The sequence below is a fragment of the Nonomuraea sp. NPDC051941 genome (genome assembly GCF_044593615.1).
Genome location: NZ_JBIUCF010000070.1, coordinates 35,912 through 58,483, shown reverse-complemented (window position 1 = coordinate 58,483; position 22,572 = coordinate 35,912). Strand labels below are relative to the sequence as shown.

The 22,572-nt window shown below is 71.0% G+C and carries 22 protein-coding genes and 1 pseudogene; 10 read left to right on the top strand and 13 right to left on the bottom strand.

The annotated features are described in order from the left end of the window. Positions 1–303, top strand: a pseudogene (locus tag ACIHFD_RS61160) (hypothetical protein); the annotation flags it as partial. Between the two features lie 10 nt (positions 304–313). Continuing rightward, complete coding sequence (locus tag ACIHFD_RS61155) at positions 314–829, top strand: MerR family DNA-binding transcriptional regulator (RefSeq protein ID WP_397374816.1); 516 nt, start codon at positions 314–316, stop codon at positions 827–829. On the opposite strand, the gene ACIHFD_RS61150 is transcribed toward ACIHFD_RS61155, so the two are convergent. The 3 genes from ACIHFD_RS61150 to ACIHFD_RS61140 are packed head-to-tail and all read right to left on the bottom strand — an operon-like array spanning position 818 to position 3,932. Continuing rightward, a complete protein-coding gene (locus ACIHFD_RS61150) occupies positions 818–1,729 on the bottom strand; it encodes a phosphotransferase family protein (RefSeq protein WP_397374815.1) in 912 nt (303 codons plus the stop codon). The two genes, ACIHFD_RS61155 and ACIHFD_RS61150, sit on opposite strands and share 12 nt — an antisense overlap. A 59-nt stretch (positions 1,730–1,788) precedes the next feature. Further along, positions 1,789–3,210, bottom strand: a complete 1,422-nt coding sequence (locus ACIHFD_RS61145) for a HAMP domain-containing sensor histidine kinase (protein WP_350724320.1) — start codon at positions 3,208–3,210, stop codon at positions 1,789–1,791. Next, positions 3,207–3,932, bottom strand: coding sequence for a response regulator transcription factor (locus tag ACIHFD_RS61140; RefSeq protein ID WP_355212073.1), 726 nt, complete (start codon positions 3,930–3,932; stop codon positions 3,207–3,209). The genes ACIHFD_RS61145 and ACIHFD_RS61140 overlap by 4 nt, the downstream gene beginning before the upstream one ends. 124 nt (positions 3,933–4,056) lie before the next feature. Here ACIHFD_RS61140 and ACIHFD_RS61135 point away from each other — a divergent pair, with 124 nt between their 5' ends. From ACIHFD_RS61135 to ACIHFD_RS61125, 3 genes are read left to right on the top strand one after another with little or no spacing between them, the layout of a single operon-like run. Next, complete coding sequence (locus ACIHFD_RS61135) at positions 4,057–5,409, top strand: ferric reductase-like transmembrane domain-containing protein (RefSeq protein ID WP_397374814.1); 1,353 nt, start codon at positions 4,057–4,059, stop codon at positions 5,407–5,409. A 14-nt stretch (positions 5,410–5,423) separates the two neighbouring features. Beyond that, positions 5,424–5,882 (top strand): FMN-binding protein, encoded by a 459-nt coding sequence (locus ACIHFD_RS61130; RefSeq protein WP_397374813.1) that lies wholly within the window; start codon positions 5,424–5,426, stop codon positions 5,880–5,882. Beyond that, positions 5,879–6,631: an FAD:protein FMN transferase gene (locus ACIHFD_RS61125; RefSeq protein ID WP_397374812.1), complete on the top strand. Its 753-nt coding sequence runs from the start codon at positions 5,879–5,881 to the stop codon at positions 6,629–6,631. The genes ACIHFD_RS61130 and ACIHFD_RS61125 overlap by 4 nt, the downstream gene beginning before the upstream one ends. Here the strand turns inward: ACIHFD_RS61125 and ACIHFD_RS61120 are convergent. Next, positions 6,616–7,596 carry a helix-turn-helix transcriptional regulator gene (locus ACIHFD_RS61120; RefSeq protein ID WP_397374811.1) on the bottom strand — a complete coding sequence of 327 codons (981 nt, stop codon included), beginning with the start codon at positions 7,594–7,596 and terminating at the stop codon, positions 6,616–6,618. The two genes, ACIHFD_RS61125 and ACIHFD_RS61120, sit on opposite strands and share 16 nt — an antisense overlap. Before the next feature lie 99 nt (positions 7,597–7,695). Here ACIHFD_RS61120 and ACIHFD_RS61115 point away from each other — a divergent pair, with 99 nt between their 5' ends. Then, a complete protein-coding gene (locus ACIHFD_RS61115; RefSeq protein WP_350724309.1) occupies positions 7,696–8,070 on the top strand; it encodes a nuclear transport factor 2 family protein in 375 nt (124 codons plus the stop codon). Between the two features lie 6 nt (positions 8,071–8,076). Here the strand turns inward: ACIHFD_RS61115 and ACIHFD_RS61110 are convergent, their stop codons facing one another. Continuing rightward, complete coding sequence (locus ACIHFD_RS61110; protein ID WP_397374810.1) at positions 8,077–8,820, bottom strand: SDR family oxidoreductase; 744 nt, start codon at positions 8,818–8,820, stop codon at positions 8,077–8,079. 82 nt (positions 8,821–8,902) lie between these two features. Between ACIHFD_RS61110 and ACIHFD_RS61105 the strand changes: the two genes are divergently transcribed. From ACIHFD_RS61105 to ACIHFD_RS61095, 3 genes are all read left to right on the top strand, one after another. Beyond that, positions 8,903–9,403, top strand: coding sequence for an RrF2 family transcriptional regulator (locus ACIHFD_RS61105; RefSeq protein WP_397374809.1), 501 nt, complete (start codon positions 8,903–8,905; stop codon positions 9,401–9,403). 61 nt (positions 9,404–9,464) lie between these two features. After that, complete coding sequence (locus tag ACIHFD_RS61100) at positions 9,465–9,959, top strand: hypothetical protein (RefSeq protein WP_350724303.1); 495 nt, start codon at positions 9,465–9,467, stop codon at positions 9,957–9,959. 73 nt (positions 9,960–10,032) lie between these two features. After that, complete coding sequence (locus ACIHFD_RS61095) at positions 10,033–13,578, top strand: WD40 repeat domain-containing serine/threonine protein kinase (protein ID WP_397374808.1); 3,546 nt, start codon at positions 10,033–10,035, stop codon at positions 13,576–13,578. Here ACIHFD_RS61095 and ACIHFD_RS61090 read toward each other — a convergent pair whose 3' ends face one another. Together ACIHFD_RS61090 and ACIHFD_RS61085 are read right to left on the bottom strand one after the other, a co-directional pair. After that, positions 13,579–14,391: an alpha/beta hydrolase gene (locus tag ACIHFD_RS61090; protein WP_397374807.1), complete on the bottom strand. Its 813-nt coding sequence runs from the start codon at positions 14,389–14,391 to the stop codon at positions 13,579–13,581. A gap of 21 nt (positions 14,392–14,412) precedes the next feature. Further along, complete coding sequence (locus tag ACIHFD_RS61085; protein ID WP_397374806.1) at positions 14,413–14,958, bottom strand: helix-turn-helix domain-containing protein; 546 nt, start codon at positions 14,956–14,958, stop codon at positions 14,413–14,415. Positions 14,959–15,010: 52 nt separating this feature from the next. Here ACIHFD_RS61085 and ACIHFD_RS61080 point away from each other — a divergent pair, with 52 nt between their 5' ends. Further along, entirely contained in the window at positions 15,011–16,171 is a 1,161-nt protein-coding gene (locus tag ACIHFD_RS61080) for a pyridoxal phosphate-dependent aminotransferase (RefSeq protein ID WP_397374805.1), read from the top strand. Positions 16,172–16,276: 105 nt separating this feature from the next. Here ACIHFD_RS61080 and ACIHFD_RS61075 read toward each other — a convergent pair whose 3' ends face one another. The 6 genes from ACIHFD_RS61075 to ACIHFD_RS61050 all read right to left on the bottom strand — a co-directional run bounded on the left by ACIHFD_RS61075 (position 16,277) and on the right by ACIHFD_RS61050 (position 22,420). Beyond that, on the bottom strand, positions 16,277–17,032 hold the full coding sequence (locus ACIHFD_RS61075) for a hypothetical protein (RefSeq protein WP_397374804.1): 756 nt from the start codon (positions 17,030–17,032) through the stop codon (positions 16,277–16,279). Positions 17,033–17,097: 65 nt separating this feature from the next. Then, the gene (locus ACIHFD_RS61070; protein WP_350724289.1) at positions 17,098–17,364 is read right to left on the bottom strand and encodes a hypothetical protein; all 267 of its coding nucleotides are present in this window, start codon (positions 17,362–17,364) and stop codon (positions 17,098–17,100) included. After that, complete coding sequence (locus tag ACIHFD_RS61065; protein WP_397374803.1) at positions 17,357–17,902, bottom strand: RNA polymerase sigma factor; 546 nt, start codon at positions 17,900–17,902, stop codon at positions 17,357–17,359. Before ACIHFD_RS61065 ends, ACIHFD_RS61070 begins: the two co-directional genes overlap by 8 nt. Before the next feature lie 249 nt (positions 17,903–18,151). After that, the gene (locus ACIHFD_RS61060) at positions 18,152–19,165 is read right to left on the bottom strand and encodes a MarR family transcriptional regulator (RefSeq protein ID WP_397374802.1); all 1,014 of its coding nucleotides are present in this window, start codon (positions 19,163–19,165) and stop codon (positions 18,152–18,154) included. Positions 19,166–19,247: 82 nt separating this feature from the next. Then, positions 19,248–19,673 carry a roadblock/LC7 domain-containing protein gene (locus ACIHFD_RS61055; protein WP_397374801.1) on the bottom strand — a complete coding sequence of 142 codons (426 nt, stop codon included), beginning with the start codon at positions 19,671–19,673 and terminating at the stop codon, positions 19,248–19,250. Continuing rightward, complete coding sequence (locus ACIHFD_RS61050; protein WP_397374800.1) at positions 19,670–22,420, bottom strand: nitrate- and nitrite sensing domain-containing protein; 2,751 nt, start codon at positions 22,418–22,420, stop codon at positions 19,670–19,672. Before ACIHFD_RS61050 ends, ACIHFD_RS61055 begins: the two co-directional genes overlap by 4 nt. Positions 22,421–22,572: the final 152 nt, after the last annotated feature.

Below are 22,572 nucleotides of genomic sequence, written 5' to 3'. Positions count from 1 at the left end.
CACGCGGGTGAGACGCTGGAGTTCGTGGAGGCGTCCGAGACCTATCGTGAGCTGCTGGCCGCCGTCCGCTCGGACATGGCCGGCGCCGACGGCCGCCAGGAGGGCGACCCGGTGCGGGCGGCCGAGATCATCGTGTCCCTCGCGCACGGTGAGCAGGTGCCGCTGCGGCTGCCGCTCGGGCGCGAGGCGGTCGAGCGGATCTCAGGGGCGTACCGGCGTGGCCTGGAGGAGGTCGAGCGGTGGGCCGAGACCGCCCGCAGCGCCGACTTCCCGGACGTCCCGGCATCGGTCCGGCCGATTTAGGCTGGTGGTCATGGCCACCGACGATCTGATGACCAGGGCGCTCGCAACGCTCGGCGACGACGGCCCGATGTCGGTCGAGGCGATCCACTCCCTCACCGAGCCGGCCGAGATGTCCGAGCCGATGGCGATCGCTGAGGTCGCCGACCTGCTCGGGATCTCGCCGCACACGTTGCGTTACTACGAGCGGGCCGGGCTGGTCGAGGTGGGCCGGGACTGCAACGGTCATCGGGTCTATGACGGCGCCGCGGTGCGGCGGCTGGTGTTCCTGACCCGGATGCGGCTGTCCGGGATGGCGATGCGTGACCTGCAGGACTACATCTCGCTCGTCGATGCCGGGGAGCACACGGTGCCCGAGCGGCTCGACCTGCTGATCGAGCATCGCGACACGATCCGCCGCCGGATCCGTGAGCTGACCCTTTCCCTCACGGCCGTCGAGTACAAGATCGCCACGTACGGCGGCGAGACCGGGCCGGACGTCCAGACCCCCGCCGTCGACCGCACGGCGCGACGGGCACTACGGGCATAGGCGTGAGGTGGCTTCGGCGGTGACGAAGTCGACATAGCCGGCGGGAGGCCTCATCCCGCGCGACATCATCCAGTGGATGCGACCGGCTCCGGTCAGTGCGAGCGTCGCCCGGTAGCCCAGCTCGACGTCGGCGGCGTCGAAGCGGCCGGCCAGTCCGTCGAGGTAGTCGGTGAGATGGCGTCCGAGGGTGGTCAGCGCCAGTGACGCGAGGTCGGCGCCCACCGGGCCCACCCCGAACGTCGCCCAGTCCAGCGCCACCGTGTCGGCGCCGTCGGCGGCGGCGACGAGGTTGCCGTGGGAGAAGTCACCGTGCACGAGCACGCGAGGCACCCGGTCGAGCCGCTCCAGCAGGTCGTGGCGCTCTTGCCACAACGCCGGGATAGGTGCGGGAACGTCCATGCCGGTCCAGCTCAGGTCACTGACGGCGATCCGCTGGGCGAGCTGGTGGCCGGACAGCCACGGCACGTCGGGGACGGCGACGTCGGCCTGCCAGCGGCCGAGCCGGTGCGCGGCCACGTGCGGAGCTTCCGGGGTGGCGCCGGCGTCGGCGAGATAGACGGTGTCGCCGATGACGCCGTAGCAGCGGGGCGCGGCCAGGCCCGGTCCCTTCGGCAGCAGCCCGCTGGCATAGGCGAGAGGTTCCCGCCGCCAGTTGGCCCAGTGCCGGGGGTCGGCGGCTCCGGCGGCGTGTCGTCCGGTGGTCAGCGGCCGGCAGGATTTGCGGATCACGGTGAAGGAGACCTGGTCCCGGCCGAGCCGTGCCTGGCCGGACAGCCTGGTCACGGCATCGGTGGCGGCCCCTGAGCTGCCGGTGACCGGCTCGCTCCGGCACGACACGAGCGAGCCTCCCGGGTGGCCCAGCACCGCGTCCAGCACTGCCGGGGGAAGCAGATCCGTCACTCGCGGCACGGTAGGCCATCACTCCGCTCGCTTGCCTCTCATTTTCCGCATGACACCCGCTATTGCCCGGGGTCGGGCAGGCGGAGGTGGAAGGCGGTGCGGCCGGGGCGGCTTTCGACGCCGATCGTGCCGCCGTGCGCGGCGACCACCGCCTTGACGATCGCCAGACCGAGCCCCGTGCCGCCGGAAGCGCGCGATCGCCCCTTGTCCACGCGGGAGAAGCGCTCGAAGATCTCCTCCTGCATGTCCGCCGGGATGCCGGGCCCGCCGTCCGCGACCGTCAGCTCCGCCGCGCCCGGCGCCTGTCGTACCGTCAGGGTGATCGCCGTGCCTTCGGGGGTGTGCGTACCGGCGTTGGTCAGCAGGTTCGTGATCACCTGGCGCAGCCGCGACGGGTCGCCCTGGACGGTGACCGGCTCCTCGGGCAGTTCGAGCCGCCAGCGGTGGGCGGGCGCGGCGACCCTGGCGTCACCGACGGACTCGATGGCCAGCTTGGTGAGATCCACCTCGTCCCGCGCCAGCGGCCGGCCCGCGTCCAGCCGGGCGAGCAGCAGCAGGTCGGCGACCAGTTCGCTCATCCGGCCGGACTCGGCGTCGATGCGGTCGAGCGCGTGCCGCACCCCCTCGGGCATCGGCTCGGCGCCGCGAAGGGCCAGCTCGGTGTGGCCGCGGATCGCGGCGAGCGGGGTGCGCAGCTCGTGGCTGGCGTCGGCGGCGAACGCGCGCAGCCGCTGCTCGACGGCGTACCGGCGGGCCAGCGCCGCCTCCACGTGTCCCAGCATGCTGTTGAACGCGGCCCCCACCTGCCCGGCCTCGGTACGCGGATCGGTGTCGGGCACCCGTTCGGTCAGCGCCACCTCGCCGCTGGCCAGCGGCAGCCGGGTGACCCGCCGGGCGGTGGCGGCCACGCGTTCCAGGGGGCGCAGCGCGAGCCTGACCCACACCGCGCCGGCGACGCCGGTGACGGCCAGCGCGGCGCCGAACATGAAGACCTCGAACACCTGCATGCGCCTCAAGGTCTCCTCGGCCTCGTGCAGCGGCAGACCGGTGATGAGCACGTCTCCGTCGCGGCCCGGTACGGCGACGACCCGGTACTCGTGCAGGCTCGACAGGGACACGGTCCTGGGCACGCCGTCGGCCGGCAACGCGGCCAGGACGGCCTGGTCACCGCCGGCGAGCCGCGCCCGATCGTCGTCGTACGGGGTCACCACCGCCCCCTGAGTGATCACGCCGCCGGCGACGCGCACCCCCAAGGTGCCCGGCGCCTGGCTGCGCGTGTCGCCCCCGCTCCGGTCACCGTGCTCCAGGCTCGCCGCGTACCTGCCGCCGATCGTGGCGAGCTGCTGGTCGACCCGTCCCATCAGGAAGCGGTCCATCGCGAACGACGTCGCGACGCCGACGGCCGCGCAGGCCAGCGCCAGCAGCGCCAGGACCCCCGCGACGAGCCGGCCCCGCAGCGTGCGCGGCAGGAGGCGGCTCATGCGGGCGGCTTGAGCACGTAGCCGACGCCGCGGACGGTGTGGATGAGCGGCTCGCGGCCCGCGTCGATCTTCTTGCGCAGGTAGCTGACGTACAGCTCGACCACGTGGGCCTGCCCGCCGAAGTCGTAGGACCAGACGTGGTCGAGGATCTGGGTCTTGCTCAGCACCCGGCGCGGGTTGAGCATGAGCAGCCGCAGCAGGTCGAACTCGGTCGGCGTCAGGTCGATCAACGTCCCCGCCCTGGTCACCTCCCTGGCCTCGACGTCCATGACGAGATCGGCCACGACGAGCCGCGTGCCGTTCCCGGCCCGGGCCATCCCCGCGCGGCGCAGCAGCCCGTTCAGCCGGGCCAGCACCTCGTCCAGGCTGAACGGCTTGGTCACGTAGTCGTCGCCGCCGGCGGTGATCCCGGCCACGCGGTCCTCCACCGCGTCCCTGGCGGTGAGGAACAGCACGCACACCTCCGGCAGCCGCTCGCGGATCCGGCGCATGATCTCCAGGCCGTCCAGATCGGGCAGCATCACGTCCAGGACCACCGCGTCCGGCACGAACTCCTCCGCCGCCCGCACCGCGGTCATGCCGTCGCCAGCCGCGCGGACCCGCCACCCCTCCTGGAGCAGCACCGTCTCCAGCACCTCGACGATGTCCGGTTCGTCGTCCACGACCAGCACGCGGATCGGCGCACCGTCAGGACGCAGCAACACCGACACGGTCACCTCCATGTCCATTTCATACCGAAATCTTCTGAAAATCCTCTGAGAGCACCTCCGTCCCGGGCCGTTCAGAAGGAACGCAGAGTTTCGCTTGGCACGGTGGGTCCCGTTCCCGAAGAAGCAGGAGAACGGTGTGACCATCACGCACGTACCATCCCGAACCGCCCCGCAGGTCAGGTCCACCGGGTTCGTGGCCCGCCCCGGCCCGGTGCTCGCCCTGATCGGCCTGGGCGCGGTCGCGGTCGTCGCGCTGTGGTGGCGTGACACGTCCGCGGTGGTCGGCGCCGCCGGCTGGCTCACGAACGCCGGGCGAATCACCGGCCTGCTGGCCGGTTACGCGATGGCGATGCTGATCGCGCTGATGGCGCGCGTGCCCGCGCTGGAGCACGGCGTCGGCACCGACCGGCTGACCCGCTGGCACGCCATGGGCGGGCGTTACGTCGTCGGCCTGATGACCGCGCACGTGCTGTCGGTCATCTGGGGGTACGCGATCGCCGACGGGCAGCACATGGCGGACGAGGCCGTCACCATGGTCGTGACCTTCCCCGAGATGTGGGAGGCCACCGCGGCCTGCCTGCTGCTCCTCGGCATCGGCGCGATCTCGGCCCGTGCCGCCCGCCGCCGGATCGCTTACGAGACCTGGTACCTGCTGCACTTCTACACCTATGTCGCCGCCTACCTGGCTTTCGGCCACCAACTCGCCACCGGTGCGGAGTTCGCCGGTGACCGGGCCGCCCAGGTCGCCTGGTATGTCCTCTATCTCGGCGTGGCCGCGCTCGTCGTCTGGTACCGGCTCCTGGGGCCCGTCCGGCTGTTCCTGCGGCATCGGCTGCGGGTGGCCGCGGTGACCGCCGAGGCCCCCGGCGTGATCTCCATCCAGGTCACCGGCCGGCGACTGGAACGGCTGCGCGCCGAGCCCGGCCAGTTCTTCCGCTGGCGCTTCCTGGCCAAGGGGCTGTGGTGGTCGGCGAACCCGTACTCGCTGTCGGCCCCGCCCGGCGCCGGCGGGCTGCGGATCACGGTCAAGGCGCTGGGCGACCACAGCGCGACCCTGGCCGGGCTGCGCCCCGGGACGCGGGTCTTCGCCGAGGGACCGTACGGGGCCTTCACCGGCCGGTTGCGCTCCCGCCGGCAGGTGCTGCTGATCGCGGGCGGCGTCGGCATCACCCCGTTGCGTGCCCTGTTCGAGTCGCTTCCCGGCGAGCTGACCCTGCTCTATCGGGCACGCAGGGAGGCCGACCTGGTGTTCAGGCAGGAACTCGAGGACATCGCCGTCGCCCGGGGCGCGAACCTGCACTATTCGACCGGCCCCCGCGGCCCCGGCGGGCCGTTCGACGCGGCTGTGCTCGCCCGGGTCGTGCCCGGCCTGCGCGACCACGACGTGTACGTGTGCGGCCCCGCCGAGATGGCCCGGGCCGCGATCCAGGCATTGCGGGCCGCCGGAGTACCCCGGCGGCACATCCATCACGAATCCTTCGAGTTCTAGGAGTACGACGATAAATGCCCATCCGTAGAGCACTGCTCGCCGTGCTGGCCACTGCCGTGGGCCTGGTGCTGCTGCTGTCGTTCAAGCCGCACGACGTGTCGCAGGCGGCCCAGCCGCCCGCCGCCCTGGCCCAGAAGCAGTCCGGCACCACGCCGGCTCAGGGCACCACGCCGGCGCAGGACACCACGCCGGCTCAGGGGACCACCGTGACCGGCGATTCGGCCGACACCCGCTGGGGCCCGGTGCAGGTCGCGATCACCGTGTCCGGCGGGAAGATCGCCGACGTCCAGGTACTGCAGGCGCCCGACGGCAACCGCCGTGACATCGAGATCAACGACGCCGCACTGCCGATCCTCACCCAGGAGGCGCTGTCGGCGCAGAGCGCGCAGATCGACACGGTGTCCGGTGCCACCTACACCAGCGAGGGCTACGCCCGCTCCCTGCAGAGCGCGATCGACCGGGCGGGGCTGTGACGATCCGGCACGTCGAGCACGTCATGGGGACGGTGTTCTCCTTCGACGTCCGGCACGAGGCGTCCGAGCGGATCACGTCGGCGATCGAGGAGGCGGTGACCTGGCTGCACCACGTGGACGCCCTCTTCTCCACGTACCGGCCCGGCAGCCCGATCAGCCGCCTCGGCCGCGGCGAGATCGCCCCGGAGAGCTGCCCGCCCGAGATCGCCCGCGTGCTGGCCCGCTGCGCCCAGGTCGAGCGCGACACCGGCGGCTATTTCACGCTCATGCCCGGCGGCCGGCTCGACCCGTCCGCGCTGGTCAAGGGCTGGGCCATCGAGCACGCCTCGGCGTTGCTGGCGGCGGCGGGCGCGCGGGGGCACAGCGTCAACGGCGGCGGCGACGTCCGCCTCGGCTCATCGCCGGAACCCGACCGGCCGTGGCGGGTGGGCATCGCCGACCCGCTGCGGCCCGGGGCGCTGGCCGCCGTCGTCTCGGGGACCGGCCTGGCGGTCGCCACCTCCGGCACCGCCGAACGCGGGCACCACATCGTGGACCCGCACACCGGCGCCCCCGCCACCGCGCTGGCCTCGCTCACCCTCGTCGGGTACGACCTGACCACCGTGGACGCCTACGCCACCGCCGCGTTCGCGATGGGCTCCGCGGCGCGGGAGTGGGTGGAGGAGCAGGACGAGCTGGAGGCGTTCGCGGTGACCTCGTCGGGAGCGGTGTGGCGTACCAGCGGTTTCCACCGTTATGAGCAGTTGTAGCGGGCGGCGGCTTCGGCCGCCTTGCGGGCCAGGGCCCGGCGGAGCTCGGCCGGGGCGAGGACTTCAGCGTCGGTGCCGAAGGCCAGGAGCACCTCTGCCGCGGCCAGGGAGCGGAAGTGCAGTTCGACGTGCACTCGCTCTGCTCGCTGGTCGGTCGCGGGAGGGGGGCCGGCCAGGTCGGCTCCGTGGATGCGCAGGAATCTGGACAGGATGTCCCGGTGGACGCTGACCGTGACGGGCAGCGGGGCGGGGATCTCGTCGATGTGGCGGCGCAGGCCGTCCCAGACGTCGGCCAGTTCGAGGCCGTCGCGGCGGCGTACGGGCTCGTCGAGGATGCCGGCTGACAGGGCCCGGTCGGCTCGGAAGAGTGCGGGCTCGCCACGGTGGTCGGCCACCAGGTACCAGACGCCGGCCTTGTTGACCAGGCCGTACGGATCGAGGGTGTAGGAGCGGACGCGGTTGTCGCGGCCGTGCCGGTAGCGCAGGTGCACCCGCCGGTCGTTGAAGACGGCCTGCTGGAGCACGGCCAGGTCGACGGCGGGGCCGGTCGCCGAGCGCGCCGGACCGCCGCGCCAGCGCACGGGGTCGATGAGGATGCGGCGGCTGGCCAGGTCGGCGTCGGGCCGGTGCGGGGCGGGCAGGGCGGCCATCAGCTTGCGCAGCGCGGAGCCGAGGGCCTGCCCCAGGCCCAGCTCGGTGTGAGCGTGACCGGACATCAGCACGAACAGGGCGCGGGCCTCGTCGGCGGTCATGCCGGTGACGTTGGTGCGGTAGCCGGGCAGCAGCGCGATGCCGCCGTGGGGGCCGCGCACGGTGTAGACGGGCACGCCGGCCGACGACAGCGCCTCGACGTCGCGCATGACGGTGCGGACCGACACCTCCAGGCGCTCGGCCAGGTCACCGGCCGGCAGCTGCCCGTGGGTCTGCAGCAGCAGCATGATCGACAGCAGGCGCTCGGATCTCACGTCTTCAAAGGTATATGACGCTACCTGACATATATCCCCGTGAAGATGCAGGTAGACGGGCCGCCCACCGGGGGCGGCGTCTCTGAAAGGAACTGTGCTGTGACCGGAACCAACGGGCTCGCCCAGCAGATCGCCGACGACTTCGTCCGCGCGTGGACCAGCAAGAACATCGACAAGGCCCTGAGCCTCCTCGCCGACGACGTCGTGTGCGAGGCCCCCACCGGCACGTTCGAGGGGGTGGAGGGCTACCGCGGGTTCCTCGAGCCGTTCGCGACCTCGCTGGTCAGCGCCACCGTCATCGACGTCCTGGGCAACGACACGAACGCGGCGACCGTGTACACCACCGACACCCCGCTGCTGAAGGACTTCCGCGGCATCGACTACTTCACTGTCGAGAACGGCAAGATCACGCGCGTGATCAGCATCTTCGACATGCTCCCGATGCACAAGGCCCGAAACGCCGTCCAGCCCTGACCCGGGTCACTTCTGCTCCTGGAGCCAGTCGTCGAACGTCGTCGGCGCGATGCGGGCGTCCTCGCCCGGCAGCAGCACGTTGCCGGCCATCTCCTGGCTGAACAAGCCCGACCAGGTCGGCACGAGCTTGACCTCCCGGCCGCGCGCCCGATGCGTACGCCGGGCCATGTCGACGAGGTCCTGCTGCTCGGGCCCCGCGACGTCGACGTAGTGTCCCTGCGGCTCGCCGACCGCGATCTCGGCCAGGATGGCGGCCACGTCCGCGGGCGCGATCGGCTGCATGAGCAGCGGCGCGACCGTGGCCACGCCGTCCTGCTCGGTCCAGCCGGCCACCATCTCCGCGAAGTCATGGAACTGCGTGGCCGGTACGACCGTCCACGGCACCGGGCCCGCAGTCACCAGGCGTTCCTGCTCCCGCTTGCCTGCGTAGTGCGCATTGCCGTCGATCCGGCCCACCCCGGCGATCGACAGCAGCACATGGTGGCGTACGCCGGCCCGTTCCTCGGCGGCGAGCAGGTTACGGGTGGCCGCCGCGAAGTAGGCCACCGTCTCGGCCCGATCCCCCTCCGGCCCGTTGGTGACGTCGATGACGGCCTCGACCCCGGCGAGGGCGTCGTCGAGCCCGTCACCGGTCAGCAGGTCCAGGCCGAGCGAACGGCTGATGCGCACGACGTCGTGCCCGTCCCGTTCGAGGGCGGCCACGGTCAGGGAACCGATGTTGCCGGTCGCGCCGGCGACGGCGATCCGCATGATGATCACTCCTTGTCCACGATCAACCAGGACCATATCTCGGACTAAACAGGTCCGCAATATCCACGATATCCTGCCGATCGTGAAGCTGCCTGTAAGCACCGAATGGCTGTTGCACTGCGCCACCTCGCTGGCGCAGCTCGAACCGGGGACCACCGCATCGGCCGCCCAGCTGGCGGACTACTACGACCTGCCCGCGCCCTACCTCGCCAAGCAGCTCCAGTCGCTCGTCAAGGCGGGCGTGCTGTCGGCGACGACAGGGCCGCGCGGCGGGTTCCGGCTCGCGCGCGAGCCCGCGGAGATCACGTTGCTGCAGATCGTGGAGGCGGTGGACGGCGCCTCCGCTCCGTACGAATGCCGCGAGATCCGCAGGCAGGGCCGCGGCGCGCTTCCGGCCGAGGAGTGCCGGCAGGCCTGCATCCTCGCCGTGAAGATGGCCGAGGCGCATCGGGTGTGGCGCGGCAGCCTGGCCGGGGTCTCGCTCGCCGATGTCCTCGCCGACCTGCCTCCGTCGGCACCGGCCCGCACTCGATCGCTGCTCACCGGGCAGACCCGTCCCCCTGGAGAAGACGCCCTCCGCTGAGAGATCCATCTCATTGCGTCATGGCAGGATCTGTGGGGGACTGCGAAGTTCGGAGGACGTGATGAACGACGAGACGGCCACGTTGCTCTTCGACGTGATCGGCCGGCTGGAGAAGAGCATCCTCGCCCGCGACTGCCCGGCCATCGTCGCGCTCCAGGGTGAACGCCAACTCGTGCTCAGCGACTACGACTACCTTCGCGATCAGCAGTCGGCCACGGACTTCGAGAATCGAGCCGCCACCAGGGCCCAGGAGATCGCCGCGACGCGATGGATCTTCGCGGTCCCCCAGGTATGGGTGATCACGCCGGACAAGGTCTTCAGCCGGGCCGTCTCCAACCTCCCGCTGCTCGAAGGGGAGCAGGAGGCGATCACCTGGATGAGCTTCGATCAGAGCGACGGGGTGGACTACGGGCGCGTCCCGTACGCACGCCGCCCGAACGGAGAGCCGGTGTTCGACGAGCCGGAGATGTTCACCGTGAGCGTGCGTCCGGCCGAACGCATGCCGGGCTACACGCTCCTTCAGGGACTCTTCCCCGACCATGGCGCCGCCGGGTGATCGACGAAGGACAACTTCCGCCGCGGGGGCCGCATCTAAGGACGTAGAAGATCCGAGATGACGGGGTGATCAGATGGCGTCGGCCCTGCTGCCTGGGGATCCTCTTCGGCTGGGGGACTTCTGGCTGGCCGGGCGGCTGGGCGCCGGGGGCCAGGGGGTGGTCTACGAGGCGTACGACGCGCAGGGCGACCGGGTGGCCATCAAGGTGCTGCACGGTGACGCCGCCGGCGATCCGGATCTGCGGTCGCGCTTCGGCAAGGAGGCCACGGCGGCCCGGCGGGTGGCCTCGTTCTGCACGGCACGCGTGCTGGCGGTCGATCTGGACGCGCCCAAGCCGTACATCGTCAGCGACTACGTCGAAGGGCCGAGCCTGCGTCAGGCCGTCGCCGACGGGCGCCGCTTCAGCGGCGACGAGCTGCACCGCCTGGCCACCGTGGTGGCCACGGCGCTGACCGCGATCCATGACGCCGGCGTCGTGCACCGCGACCTCAAGCCTGACAACGTGCTGCTGGGCCCGGACGGTCCGCGCGTCATCGACTTCGGGGTGGCGCGGACCCTGGAGATGTCGCTGACCGCCACTGGTCTGGTGGCCGGCACCCCGACGTACATGGCGCCGGAGGTGTTCACCGGCCAGCGTGCCGGTGCTCCCGCCGACGTGTTCTCCTGGGGTGCGATCGTGCTCTACGCCGCCAACGGCGACGACCCCTTCCGGGCCGAGAGCCTGGGCGCGGTCATGCACCGCGTCCTGTCCGCCGAACCCGACCTTTCGGTGTTGCCTCGTTCGCTGCGGCCGCTGGTCTCGGCGGCGCTGGCCAAGGACCCACTCGCCCGGCCTACCGCGCGCGAGCTGTTGCTCGGCCTGATCAGCGGGTTCCAGGGCGGGCAGGCCGACCTGCTGACCGTCGGCAGCGCCGAGGCCGGGCTGCTCAGCCGGGGAGCCGCCGCCGATCCCGCCCTCGGCACGCTTGCGGAGGACGCCTACGGTTTTCTCAGCCCCGGCGAACGCGACCTGGTGCCCGACCTGTTCCTGCGCATGGTGGCCGTCACCGACGCAGGTGAGGTGACCGTACGCACCGCGTCGCATGAGGAGCTGTTCGAGGCGAGGACACCGGACGAGCGGGCCGCGCTCGAACGGGTCCTGGAGGTCTTCTCCTACGTGATCGCCGTTCGAGGCGACGACGTCGCGCTGGCCCGGCCCGCCCTGTTACAGGCCTGGCCGCGGCTGCGGTCCTGGGTCGGCGACGAGCGCGAGGGCCTGCCCACGCACGACCTGATCCGCGCCGCCGCACGCCACTGGAACACCCACGGGCGCCGTGAAGGCGACGTCTTCCAGGGCAGCCGTCTGGAGACGGCCCTGCGCTGGGCCGCCACCGGACGCCGCCATCTCACGCTCAGCAAGCTCGAACGCGACTTCCTCGACGCCTGCAACGCCGCCACCCGCCACCGGATCCGGCGCCGCCGCCTCCTCACCGTCACCCTGTCCGCCCTGCTCGTCCTCGCCCTGATCGGCGGCGCCGTCGCCGTACGGCAGAGCCTCGTCATCTCGGAGCAGAGCAGGATCGTCGCCGCGCAGCGGGACGAGGCGGTCGCGGGCAAGGTGGCGGCCCAGGCCGACGCGATGCGCACGGCGGACCCGGTACGGGCGATGCTGCTCAGCGTCGCCGCCTGGCGGCTGGCCCCGGTCACCGCGACGCGGGCGACGTTGCAGAACGCCTGGGCACAGCGCGAGCGCTCGGCGTTCTCCGACCCGGACTCGGGCGCGGAGACCGTACGGCAGATCACCAGGGACGGGCGCACGTTCGTCAGCGTGTCCCCGCAGGGGGTGCGGATCTACGACCTGCGGACCGGGAGGAAGACCGGCGGCTGGGACGACCTGAAGATCGGCGGGGAGAAGTTCCTGGGCGCCGGCCTCAGCCCCAGCGGCCGGCTGCTGGCCGTGGCGGCGGGCGATGAGATCCATGTCTGGGACACGAGCACCGGCAGGCAGACCGGAGCCAGACGCAGGATCGATATGCCGGAAAACTTCAACGGGGTCAAGTTCCAGACCGGCGACCGGTACGTCAACGTGCTGGGATCCCAGGCCGGCGGCCTCTGGGACACGCGGACCGGCGCGGAGATCGAGGCGGGGGACGGCATGCTCGAACCCTCCGTCACCCTGGCCAACGACCTGGTCGTGAACGGGGGAGTCATGCGCCGGTTCAGCCTGCTGAGGCTGCCGAGCGGGAAACCGGTGGCACCATGGCCCCGCTCGAACGGCTGCGCCAATGAGGTGTGGACGGCGGCCATCAGCCCGGACGGGCGGACCATCGCCTGCGCCACCGGTTCAGGGGTCTCCCTCGTCGACGCGCACACGGGACGCGACCTCGCCGGCCAGCCGGCGCTCGGGGGGAACGGCTACGGCGACACCAGAATGTGGTTCAGCCCGGACGGCCGCTACCTCGTGGTCAGGAAGAACAACAACCTTGAGCTTGTCCGGGTCTCGGACGGGAACACCGTGCTCTCCTACCGGAGCGCACCCGAGAGCGTGGGCTTCGACGGCACGACCCTGCGTTACCTGACCGACGAGACCGTGGTGGGCCTGGACATCTCCGATGTCCTCCACCTCACGCGGCTGCCCGGCCACGCCCCTGAGTCCGCTGTGTTCAGCACTGATGGACGACTCCTCGCCACGCACCAGTACGAGGCGAAGCAGCTCGTGCTCTGGGACGCGGAGAAGCTCCGCCCGCTGGGATCGCCCCTGAAGATAAGGATCGGGGACGGCACCCTGGGCTTCGCGTTCAGCGGAGACGGGCGGCTGCTGGCGGCCTTCAGCGGCATGGGGAAGCCGCTGGAGATGTGGGACACCGCGCAGCCGTCGCGCGTGACCAGGGCCCAGTTGCCGGGTGAGTGGATGGCGGAAGCCGTGGCCGTGAACGAGCACGGGACGCTTGTCGCGATCGCCGCCACCGATACCAGCGGCGCATCCCGAAACCGGCTTTTCGTCTGGGACGTGCCGCATCACAAGTGGTTGCGGCCCATCGACACGAACTACCTGATGGGCATCGTGTTCCGGCCGGGCAGCACGATCATCGCTCCGATGAGCGACTCGGCCAACCACCTGATCGATCTCTCCTCCGGGCAGCCGGTCGGCCCCGCCTTCGGCCCAGGAGGGCTGAGCAGCGGTTTGAGGAGCATCGCCTTCAGTCCTGATGGGGCGAGCCTCGCCGCCTACAGCCAGTCGGGCAGGCTCGCGTTCTGGGATCTGCGCACGGGTAAGAGGCGTGGTCCGACGTTGCGTCCGTACCCCGGTGACATCATCGGGATCATCCAGCTGGTCTTCTCCCGGACGGGCGACGTGGCCGCGTCCCTCACTGAGGGGGAGGTTCAGCTCTGGGACCCCATCACGCCTCGCAAGCTCGGGCCGTCGTTCGCAGGGGCGGACGAGCCGCTGATGACGGCCGGGTTCGGAGCCGGTGGCGCGGTGCTCCGTACCCTCGACGAGGCGGGTGTGCTGCGCGCGGTCTCCGTCGATCCCGAGCGCACGGCCGCGGCCGTCTGCGCCCGGGCCGGGCGCTCGCTGACGCGCGCGGAGTGGCAGGAGTATCTGCCCGGCTTGCCGTACCGGAAGATCTGCCCCTGATCACCGGGCCCGGCGCGTCAGGGTCCTGATGTCCTCGAACAGCCGCTCGTGCGCGGCGGCCGCCTCGGCGGAGGTCAGGTCCATGTTCTGGATGAAGCCGTGCTCCAGGCCGGGCTCTTGCCGGTGCGTTACGCGGACGCCGGCTTTCGCCAGCCGGCGGGCGTAGGCGTCGCCTTCGTCGCGCAGGGCGTCGTGTTCGGCGGTCACGATGAGGGTGTCCGGCATGCCGGACAGGTCTGCGGCCAGCAGCGGGCTGGCGGGCACGCGGTCGGCGGGGTCGGGCGTCCACAGCTCGACGGCCCAGGCGAGGAAGTCGGCGTCCAGCGAGTGGCCGGAGCCCTTGCCGACGATGCTGGGCTGGGAGAGCGTCAGGTCGGTGTTGGGGCAGATCAGGATCTGCAGGTCGGGCACCGGCTCGCCGGCGTCGCGCAGCCGCAGGCAGGCCATGGTGGCCAGGTGGCCGCCAGCGCTGTCGCCGGCCACCGCGGCCGGGCGGGCCCAGCGCAGCACCGCGGTCACGTCCTCGACGGCCGCCGGGTACGGATGCTCGGGCGCGCGCCGGTAGTCGATGGCCAGCACCTCGACGTCGCAGGCGTGGGCGATGCGCCGGCAGGTGCGGTCATGGGTCTCCAGGTCGCCGATGACGAAGGCGCCGCCATGGGCGAACACCATCAGCGGCCTGGCCTGTTCGGAGGGCCGGTAGTGGCGCAGCGGCAGCCCGTCCGGCCCGTGCAGGTCTTCCACGCTGGCCAGTGCGGGGCCTTGGGGGCGGTCGGCGGCTCGCCGGCGTGAGCCTTCACGGAGTTCGGACACATCGGGGACGGTCATAGCGGGTCAGCCCTCCGGGTGGACCATGAGAAGCACAGCACGATTGTCCGGGGCGTGGCCTCGGTACAGGTGCGGACGAGCGGCGTCGAACCGGATGGAATCGCCTTCGACCAGGTCGGTGGGGGAATCGGCGGGTCCGGTGGTGACGCTTCCGTGGGTGAGCACGAGGCACTCCTCGACGCCGGGCAGGTGGGCGTCGGAGTGCTGGGTGCTCTCGGCGACGGCGATGTCGTAGACCTCCACGGTGCCGCGCACCCTGATGCGGTGCAGGAGACGCGCGCTGACCGCGTCGCCCTCGACCCGCGGCCGCCGGTCGTCGGCGCGTACCACCTCGACCGTCGAGGCGGGCGCTTCCAGCAGCTCACCGAGGGACGCCTTCAGCGCGGTGGCCAGGGCCCACAGGGTGCTCAGGGTCGGGTTGCCCTGGCCCTGCTCGATGCCGTGCAGCGTGGTCTTGCTGATGCCGCCGGCGGACGCCAGGTCGGCCAGCGATATCCCGGCCGCCGTACGCAGCCGGTGCACGTTCGTCCCCACCACTTGCGCGAGCTCCATGCGTATCAGCATAGTGGTATGGACGTACCAATAGAATGGTTTTGGAGGCGAGATGACGGTGACACGGCTGCGCGACATCCCGGGCATCGGTGTGGACGCCGTCGGCGACGCGGCCGACGCCGTGGGCGACCCGGAGTTCCTGCGGCTGGAGAACCTCGACACCGACCTGCGGCCGCCCGCCGTCGCCATCGCCGCCACGCATGCCGCCGTCGACGACGACGCGGCCAACAGCTATCTGCCGTTCCAGGGGCGCCGCTCGCTTCGCGCGGCCGCCGCAGCGCACGTCGGGCGCATCTCCGGGCACGTCTACGACGCCGACACCGAATGCGTCAGCGTGGCCGGCGGGCTCAACGGCATCCTCAACACGCTGCTGGCGACCGTCGAGCCCGGGCAGGAGGTCGTGCTGTGCGACCCCATATACGCCGGCCTGGTCAACCGGGTCCGGCTCGCGGGTGGCATCCCCCGCTTCGTCCCCGCGCGGCCCACCGCGGACGGCTGGACCGTCGACGCCGGACAGCTCGCCGACGCCGTCGGACCCGACACGGCGGCGGTCCTGATGATGGGGCCGGCGATGCCGACCGGCCTCGTCCTGGATGACCGCCACTGGTCCGCCCTCGCCGACGCCTGCGAACGCCACGACGCCTGGTTGATCTACGACGCGGCCATGGAACGCATCCGCTTCGACGGCCGCCCTCCCAGCCACCCGGCGGCCCACGAGGGCCTGGTACGGCGCACCATCACCGTCGGTTCGGCCTCCAAGGAGCTGCGGCTCATCGGCTGGCGCGTCGGCTGGGTGACCGGCCCCGCCGACATCGTCGCCGACATCCGCCTGGTGGGCCTGACCAACGTCGTCTGCCAGGTCGGCCTGGCACAGGACGCCGTGGCCGCCGCGCTGGACGCGCCGGACGCCGCTGCCGACGTCGCCGCCGCCACCGCCGAGTGGCAACGGCGCTGCGAGACGGTCCTGCGCCGGCTCGCCGCGTACCCGGTCGTCCGGCCGCACGGCGGATGGTCACTCCTCATCGACACCAGACCCCTGGAGCTGACCCCCGCCGAACTGTCCCGGCGCCTGTTCGAGCGGGCGAAGGTCGCGGCCACCCCCATGGACGGCTGGGGCCCCAGCGGCGGGCACTACCTGCGGCTCGTGTTCGCCAACGAACCCGTCGAACGCCTCGCCGACCTCGGCGACCGCTTCCGCCTGGCCATCGGCTGAACCATGGACGTTTCGGATACATGCGCCGCCGTCCCGGCTGGTACGTCGTCGGAGGGCTGTTCGTAGCCGTCCGGCGGAGCCGTGGGTGACCTCATCGAGCGTCCGTCAGTCGGCGTGAGTCAGCCGGACGTATCCGTACGGGTTGAAGAACAGATCGTCCTCGTCATAACGGTCGCACGCGCCGGTGCGCAGCAACCAGCGCGGAGCGTCCTCGGCCATCCGGAACCCGGCGCCGTCCTCGATCTCCTCCGCACGCGGATCGGTCAGCAGGTAGATGGCGAGCGTGTCCAGGTGCGCGACGAGCTCGGCCAGCCTGTCCTCCGCCGGAAGCTCCGCACCGACCTCGATCTCCACATCGGGCGCGCCGAGCAGGTGCATGCCGCAGCTGTAGAGCACCTGACCGTCGTGGAGCGGTCGCTGCACCCAGGCCCTGACCAGCGCGTCGGCCAGGGCCTCGTCCGTGGCGTCGGCCGCTCGATCGGCCAGCGCGAGCCAGCGGTCCCGGCCGTGCGCGATCCCGCTGCTCTCGTTCTTCACCGCCGTGGCTCCGGACCGCAGCAGCGCGGCCGTCACCGCCAGCAGCCGCCGGGAGGTGTCGAACGCCAGCTCCTGCATCATCGGCGCGGACAGCAGGTAGCCGACGGTGTCGTGGGACTCCACTGCGGCCCAGTCCGCCTCGTCGAACGAGGCCGCCGCCATACTGGCCTCGAACGCCTCCGGCATCCGAGGGTCGGGTTCGGCCTCGGAGTATTCGCGGTCGAGGACGAAACCGCCGAAGCCGGCCGCAGTCCGTTCTATCTCCGAAAGGTCCAGCCCGGCGCCGAGCACGCAGAGCACGTGCCGAGGAAACGCATCACTCATCCTGGCACGTTATCGATCATTGCCGACGCCTCGGGGCGATTCCCCCGATCTCCCGGAGAGGCCGGCTACGTCCGCTTGGCGACGTGCAGCTCGCACACGCCGTCCGTACACGACCGCCGCAGCCGTCCCATCGAGACGGTCTGCGCCAGGCCGATCAGCCAGCACGTCGGGCACCCGCGGAAGGCCAGGAGCGCCACCGGCGCCAGCACCAGGCTGACCGGCCCGATCACCGGGATCAGCGCGACCGAGCCGATCAACGCCCCGAACCCCACCACGCCACGCGCCAGGTGCCGAGGCAGTGACGCGCTGGCGAACTCGTGTCCGTCAGTCATCGCACACCCCCTCGCCCAGCCGGTCCTGCACGGCCGCGCGGGCGCGGTGCAGGCGCGACTTCATCGCCGCCACGCTCAGGCCCAGCGCGTCGGCGGTCATCCGGCCGCTGAGGCCCTGGACGTCCCGCATGATCAGCACCTGCCGCTGGTCGGCCGGCAGCGCCGCGATGGCCGCCGCCACCCGCGCCGCCTCCAGCCGCTCGAACACCTCTTCCTCCGCGGACCGCATGGCGGCGCCGTGGAGGGGAGGCGGTGGCCGGAGTGCCAGCCTGGCCCTGCGTACGCATTCGTTGCGGATGATCCGGAACATCCACGACACCAGGGCGCCGGTGGCGCGCAGCGTACCGATCTTGCGATAGAGAACGATCAACGCCTCCTGCGCCGCGTCCTCGGCGTCCTCCGGCGTGGCGCACAGGTGGCGGGCGAAGCGCCGCACGTGCGGGTGCGCGCCCGACACCAGCGCGGCGATCGACTCGGCGTCGCCCTCGCGGGCCGCCGCGATCACCGCCTCGTCCGGCCAGGTCGTCGTCTCAGCCACGCGTACGCCTCCTCCGCCGCAGCACGACCACGCTACAGGTGCAGATGAGTACGACGGCGACCGCGACTCCCACGGCTACGATCACGACAACCTCTCCTTCGTCGATGACGGAACGCATATGAGAGGCGCCGGACCCGCCAGAGGATTCACCCGCCACGCGCGACATCGATGGTGCGGGTTCGTGCCGGGGCGGCCACGCAGGCGGTGGGCCGAGACCGAGGCCGCGGTGCCGACGCCGTCGATCCGGGGTCAGGAGGTGAAGAGATCGAGAAGGGCCGTGCCGCGCCTGGTCAGGTGGACGTAGATCTCCCTGCCGTCGCGCCGCCGGGTGACCAGCCCCGCCGATTCGAGGCGCTTGCAGTGGTAGGTGATCACGCTGGGGTGACATTTGATGCGCCTGGCCAGAACGCCCATCGACATCGGCTGGTCGACGCTGGCCAGGATGGTCGCCCGTGCGTCGCCGAAGAGGAACTGGAGCTGCTCCTCGGTGTCCTTCGGCCTGGGCACCGTCAGGTACGGCGGGGGATAGCCGATCCAGACGGCGTCCGGGCCGTCGAAACGGACGATGAGCGCGTCCGGCCCGGCGAGCATGGGTATCAGCACCAGGCCCCTGGACTCGATGGAGAACTCGTCGGGACCATAGTCGGGGACGCTCAGCGCGCCCTCACTGAAAGTGCAGTCGGCGTGCACGTCATTGAGCACGACATCGAGTGCTCCTCGGGCGCTGGCCACGGCGATCCGCTCGACTTCGCGATCGAACAGCGCGCGGGTCTGCTGCCATTCCGGATACATGGCGGACCATGCCTGCCCCAGCAGGTCGGCAAATCCGTGCAGCCAACGGCGAGGGTGCTTCATCGCGGGCTGCCAGTGGGGCGGCGGTCTCCCGTCGGTGATGGAGTCCAGCTCTGTTTGTAACGCGTCGGGCGACAGATCGCGAAGCATTTCGAGCTGCGTGGGAACGTCCAGATCTCGGCTGAAGTCTCCGGGGAACGCGACATCGGGAAATATGGTGTAGCCGGGTGCCGAGAGCGAATCCACCACCATTCCGTCGGGTGCCACCGCGGCAGAGCGCACCAGTTGCCGCCATCGTTCGGGGGCGCCCCTGTCCCGGCCCGCAAGCGCATCGCAGATCAGCGCGAGCATGGACAATCCGGGGACCATCGTCACGGTCACGGGTACCCGATCAAGTCGCTCGATGACCAGGCGCGTGCGCATTGGTAACTCTTCCTCTCGAGCTTCGGCAAATAGGAAGCAGCGTCTCACGGTGGCGCATACAAACTTGCTTCAGCGGTCGGCAGGGATACCGGAAAGCGGTGATCGCCCGCGTCCTGGTCACACGTCCGCATCACCTGATCTGGCTGGTGCGCAGATGTTCGCGTACGGCGGGAGTCAGCACCTGACCAGCACGGTCCGCCATGAGCGTCATGTGGTACGCGACAAGCGCCGCGTCGCAGTCGGGCTCGGAGAGCACGGCCAGGCAAGCGCTTTCGCCGATCGACATGGTGGCCAGCATCATGCCGTTCGCCATCTCCACCATGCTCTGAACGACCCCACCCCCGTCGAGGGCGCAGGCCGCGGCCACCGACAGGCCGACCAGCCCAGAGGTGATCGCGGCCAGTCGGCCGGCCCGGTCGACGGGGAAGCCCGAGGACGTCGCCAACGGCAGGCCATCGGCGGAGAAGAGAACGACGTGGACGACTCCTGGAACGATGCCGACGAATTCGCTGATCAGCCAGTCGACCTCGTACGCCATGTAGCTCACGTCGTTCATGCGCCCTGTCCTCTGTGCTTCGGGTCAGGGGCGGCCCTGCCCATGCTGATGTCGTCGCGAGCGGACCGGTACCCCTGCTGGAAGCTGGACAGGCGGCTGCGTACCCGGTCCGCCGAGACGGACGGCATCGGCGGGACATCTTGGGGCGTGGAGGCCGTGGTGACCGAGCCCGGCACCAGGTTGGCCTTGGGCACCCGCTTGGGCAGCCCGGTCGCGGTCTCGCCGTCGCGCACCGGCTCCACGGCGGCGGCTTTGGCGGCGTTCCATCCGGCGTCGGCCGCCCCCCAGCTGACTCCCTGCTCGAACCACGCCGACTCGATCGAGGCGTAGATCGGCAGATACTCGTCCGAGGCTGCTTTGGCGGCCGGAATGGGACCGGTGGACGCCGACGCCGTGTCGGGGAAGTCATAACCGGACGGCCGCTGCGGCGCGTCGTCCATGCCGCCGCGCAGGCCCAGGTTGGGACGCCTGGGGAAGATCGCTTCCTGGCTCGGCGGGTCGTACGGTCTCCTCGGCGGCGTCCACGGGTCGGCGACGGCGTACGAGCCGGTGTCGGAGGACGGCCAGCCGCCGGATCCCCCCGGCCTCTCCGACGGCGTGAGCCAGGCGCCGGACGGGTTGGACGGGTACGAAGGATGGGCCGGACCCATCTGGAACGACCCCCACTGCGGTGGGGTGGGGACAGCCTCGGCGGAGCCGCCGGGATAGCTAGGCGCCTGCGCGGCGAGCATCGCCTCGGGCATGAGGATCATCGCGGTGAGCCCCCCGGATTCGTGCGGGCGCAACTGCACCCGGACGCCGTGGCGGTGGGCCAGACGCGCGACCACGAACAGGCCCATGCGCCGCGACACCGACACGTCCACGGTGGGAGCGTCGATGAGGCGGTCGTTGGCGATGGTGAGCTCGTCCGGGGTCATGCCGATGCCGGAGTCGGTGATCGACAACATCATGCCGCCCCCGTCGATCCTGCTGCCCGACACCGTCACCTGGGCCTCCTGCGGCGAGAACGACAACGCGTTCTCCACAAGCTCGGCGAGCAGGTGGATGATGTCGTTGACGGCCTGGCCGGCCACGGCGACGCCGTCGGGCACCTGGAGGATGACCCGCTCGTAGTTCTCGACCTCCGACAGCGAGGCGCGGGCGACGTCGACCAGCTTGACGGGCTTGCTCCAGCGGCGTGGCGTCTCCTGGCCGGCGAGAACCAGCAGGTTCTCGCTGTTACGCCGCATACGGGTGGCCAGGTGGTCCAGCCTGAACAGGTTGCCGAGCCGCTGCTCGTCCTGCTCGCCCTGCTCCAGCCCGTCAATGAGGGTGATCTGCCGCTCCACCAGCGTCTGGCTGCGGCGTGACAGGTTCACGAACATCGCGTTGACGTTGGCGCGCAGGCGGGCCTCCTCGCCCGCCAGCCGGACCGCCTCACGGTGGACCTCGTCGAACGCCCGCGCCACTTCGCCGATCTCGTCCTTGGAGGAGATGGCGATCGGCGGCACGTGTATCGCCTTCGTGTCGACCTCGCTGTTGCGCAGCTGCCGCACGAGCTCGGGGAGCCGCTGGCTGGCGATCATGAGCGCGTCCCTGCGCAACCGCCTGAGCGGCCGGACGAGCGAGCGGGCCATGACCGCGGTGATGGCGAGGACCAGGAGCAGCAGCACGGCGAGGATGATGATGTTGAGCGTGGCCGCGGACCGGTCGCTGGACTGAATGTCGGCGCTTCGGGTGCCGACCTGCTCCAGCAACGCCCGCTGAACGGTGTGCAGCCGGTCGACGGTGTCGCTGATGGCGTTGAACCACAGGGTGACGTCGTCGGAAGTCGAGGTGTCGAGCCGCCGCAGGGGCAGGCCGGCATTGGCGAGGAACACGGCCCTGTTGATGTAGAACTCGCCCCGGCCGACCTCCACGCTGGCGACCGTGTTGTCGTGGAACTGCCGCTGTGCCAGCGTGGCCACGGCGCGGAACGAGGCGCGTTCGCTCTCGCGGTTGGAGCGGGCGTCGAGGAAGGCCTTGCGCTCGGGCTCTTCGAACGACCCTTTGACAAGCGCGATCGTCAACAGGCCTCGCAGCTTGGCGGCCTCCTCCTCCGATCGGGCGACGGCTCGCAGCGCGGCGCTGGTGGAGATCAGTTGCTCGTCCGTCGAGCCCTGCCCCACCTCGTCGTACAGTTGCAGCATCTCCGCGATGACCTCGGAGTACTTCTCCATCGTCGGGAGCGGCGGCAGCTGCGCGTTCTGCCCGGACACGGTGGCACGCAGCGAGGCGAGCTGGGTCAGCCTGATGCGGACGAGGGCCAGCTTCCTGCGACCGAGATCGGACAGTGAGTCCTCGACCTCCGCGGCCGTCGCGTTCGTACGCTGCACGCTGGCATCGACGATCCGCCGCTGGGCCGTGAGCCGCTCCAACTGCGCCGATTCCCTGTCGGAGGCGACATAGTACGCCGAAAGGTCTCGCTCGAGCGCCATTTCGCGGGACAGCTCGCCGAGCTGCGTCACCAAGGAGCCCACATTGCTGATGCGCTGATTCTGCTCCGCGCTGCTGATCGATATGCCGACCCGCAGCGCGCCCAGGACCACGGCCACCAGGGTCGGAATGGCGATAAGCGTGATGAGGCGGGTTCGCACCCGCCAGTTCCGCAACGCCATCGGGTTCCCATGAGCGGGAACCTGCTCCACCGACGCCTGCTCCGGTGACTTCTCGTCGGCCACGAACCGTTCCTGCAGAACGGGAACGCCGGCACGACCAACTTGGGTCATCTTTGTCCTTACCGATGGCAAGCGTCCCCCGGACGGCCTGCCTCGGGAGACTTCAGCCACGTCGCTGACTGAACGCGGGCAAGCTCCGGCGCCACTGACCGAGCACGGGCAAGCTCCGGCGCAATTCGACCACAAACCCCATTAGCTGGCCA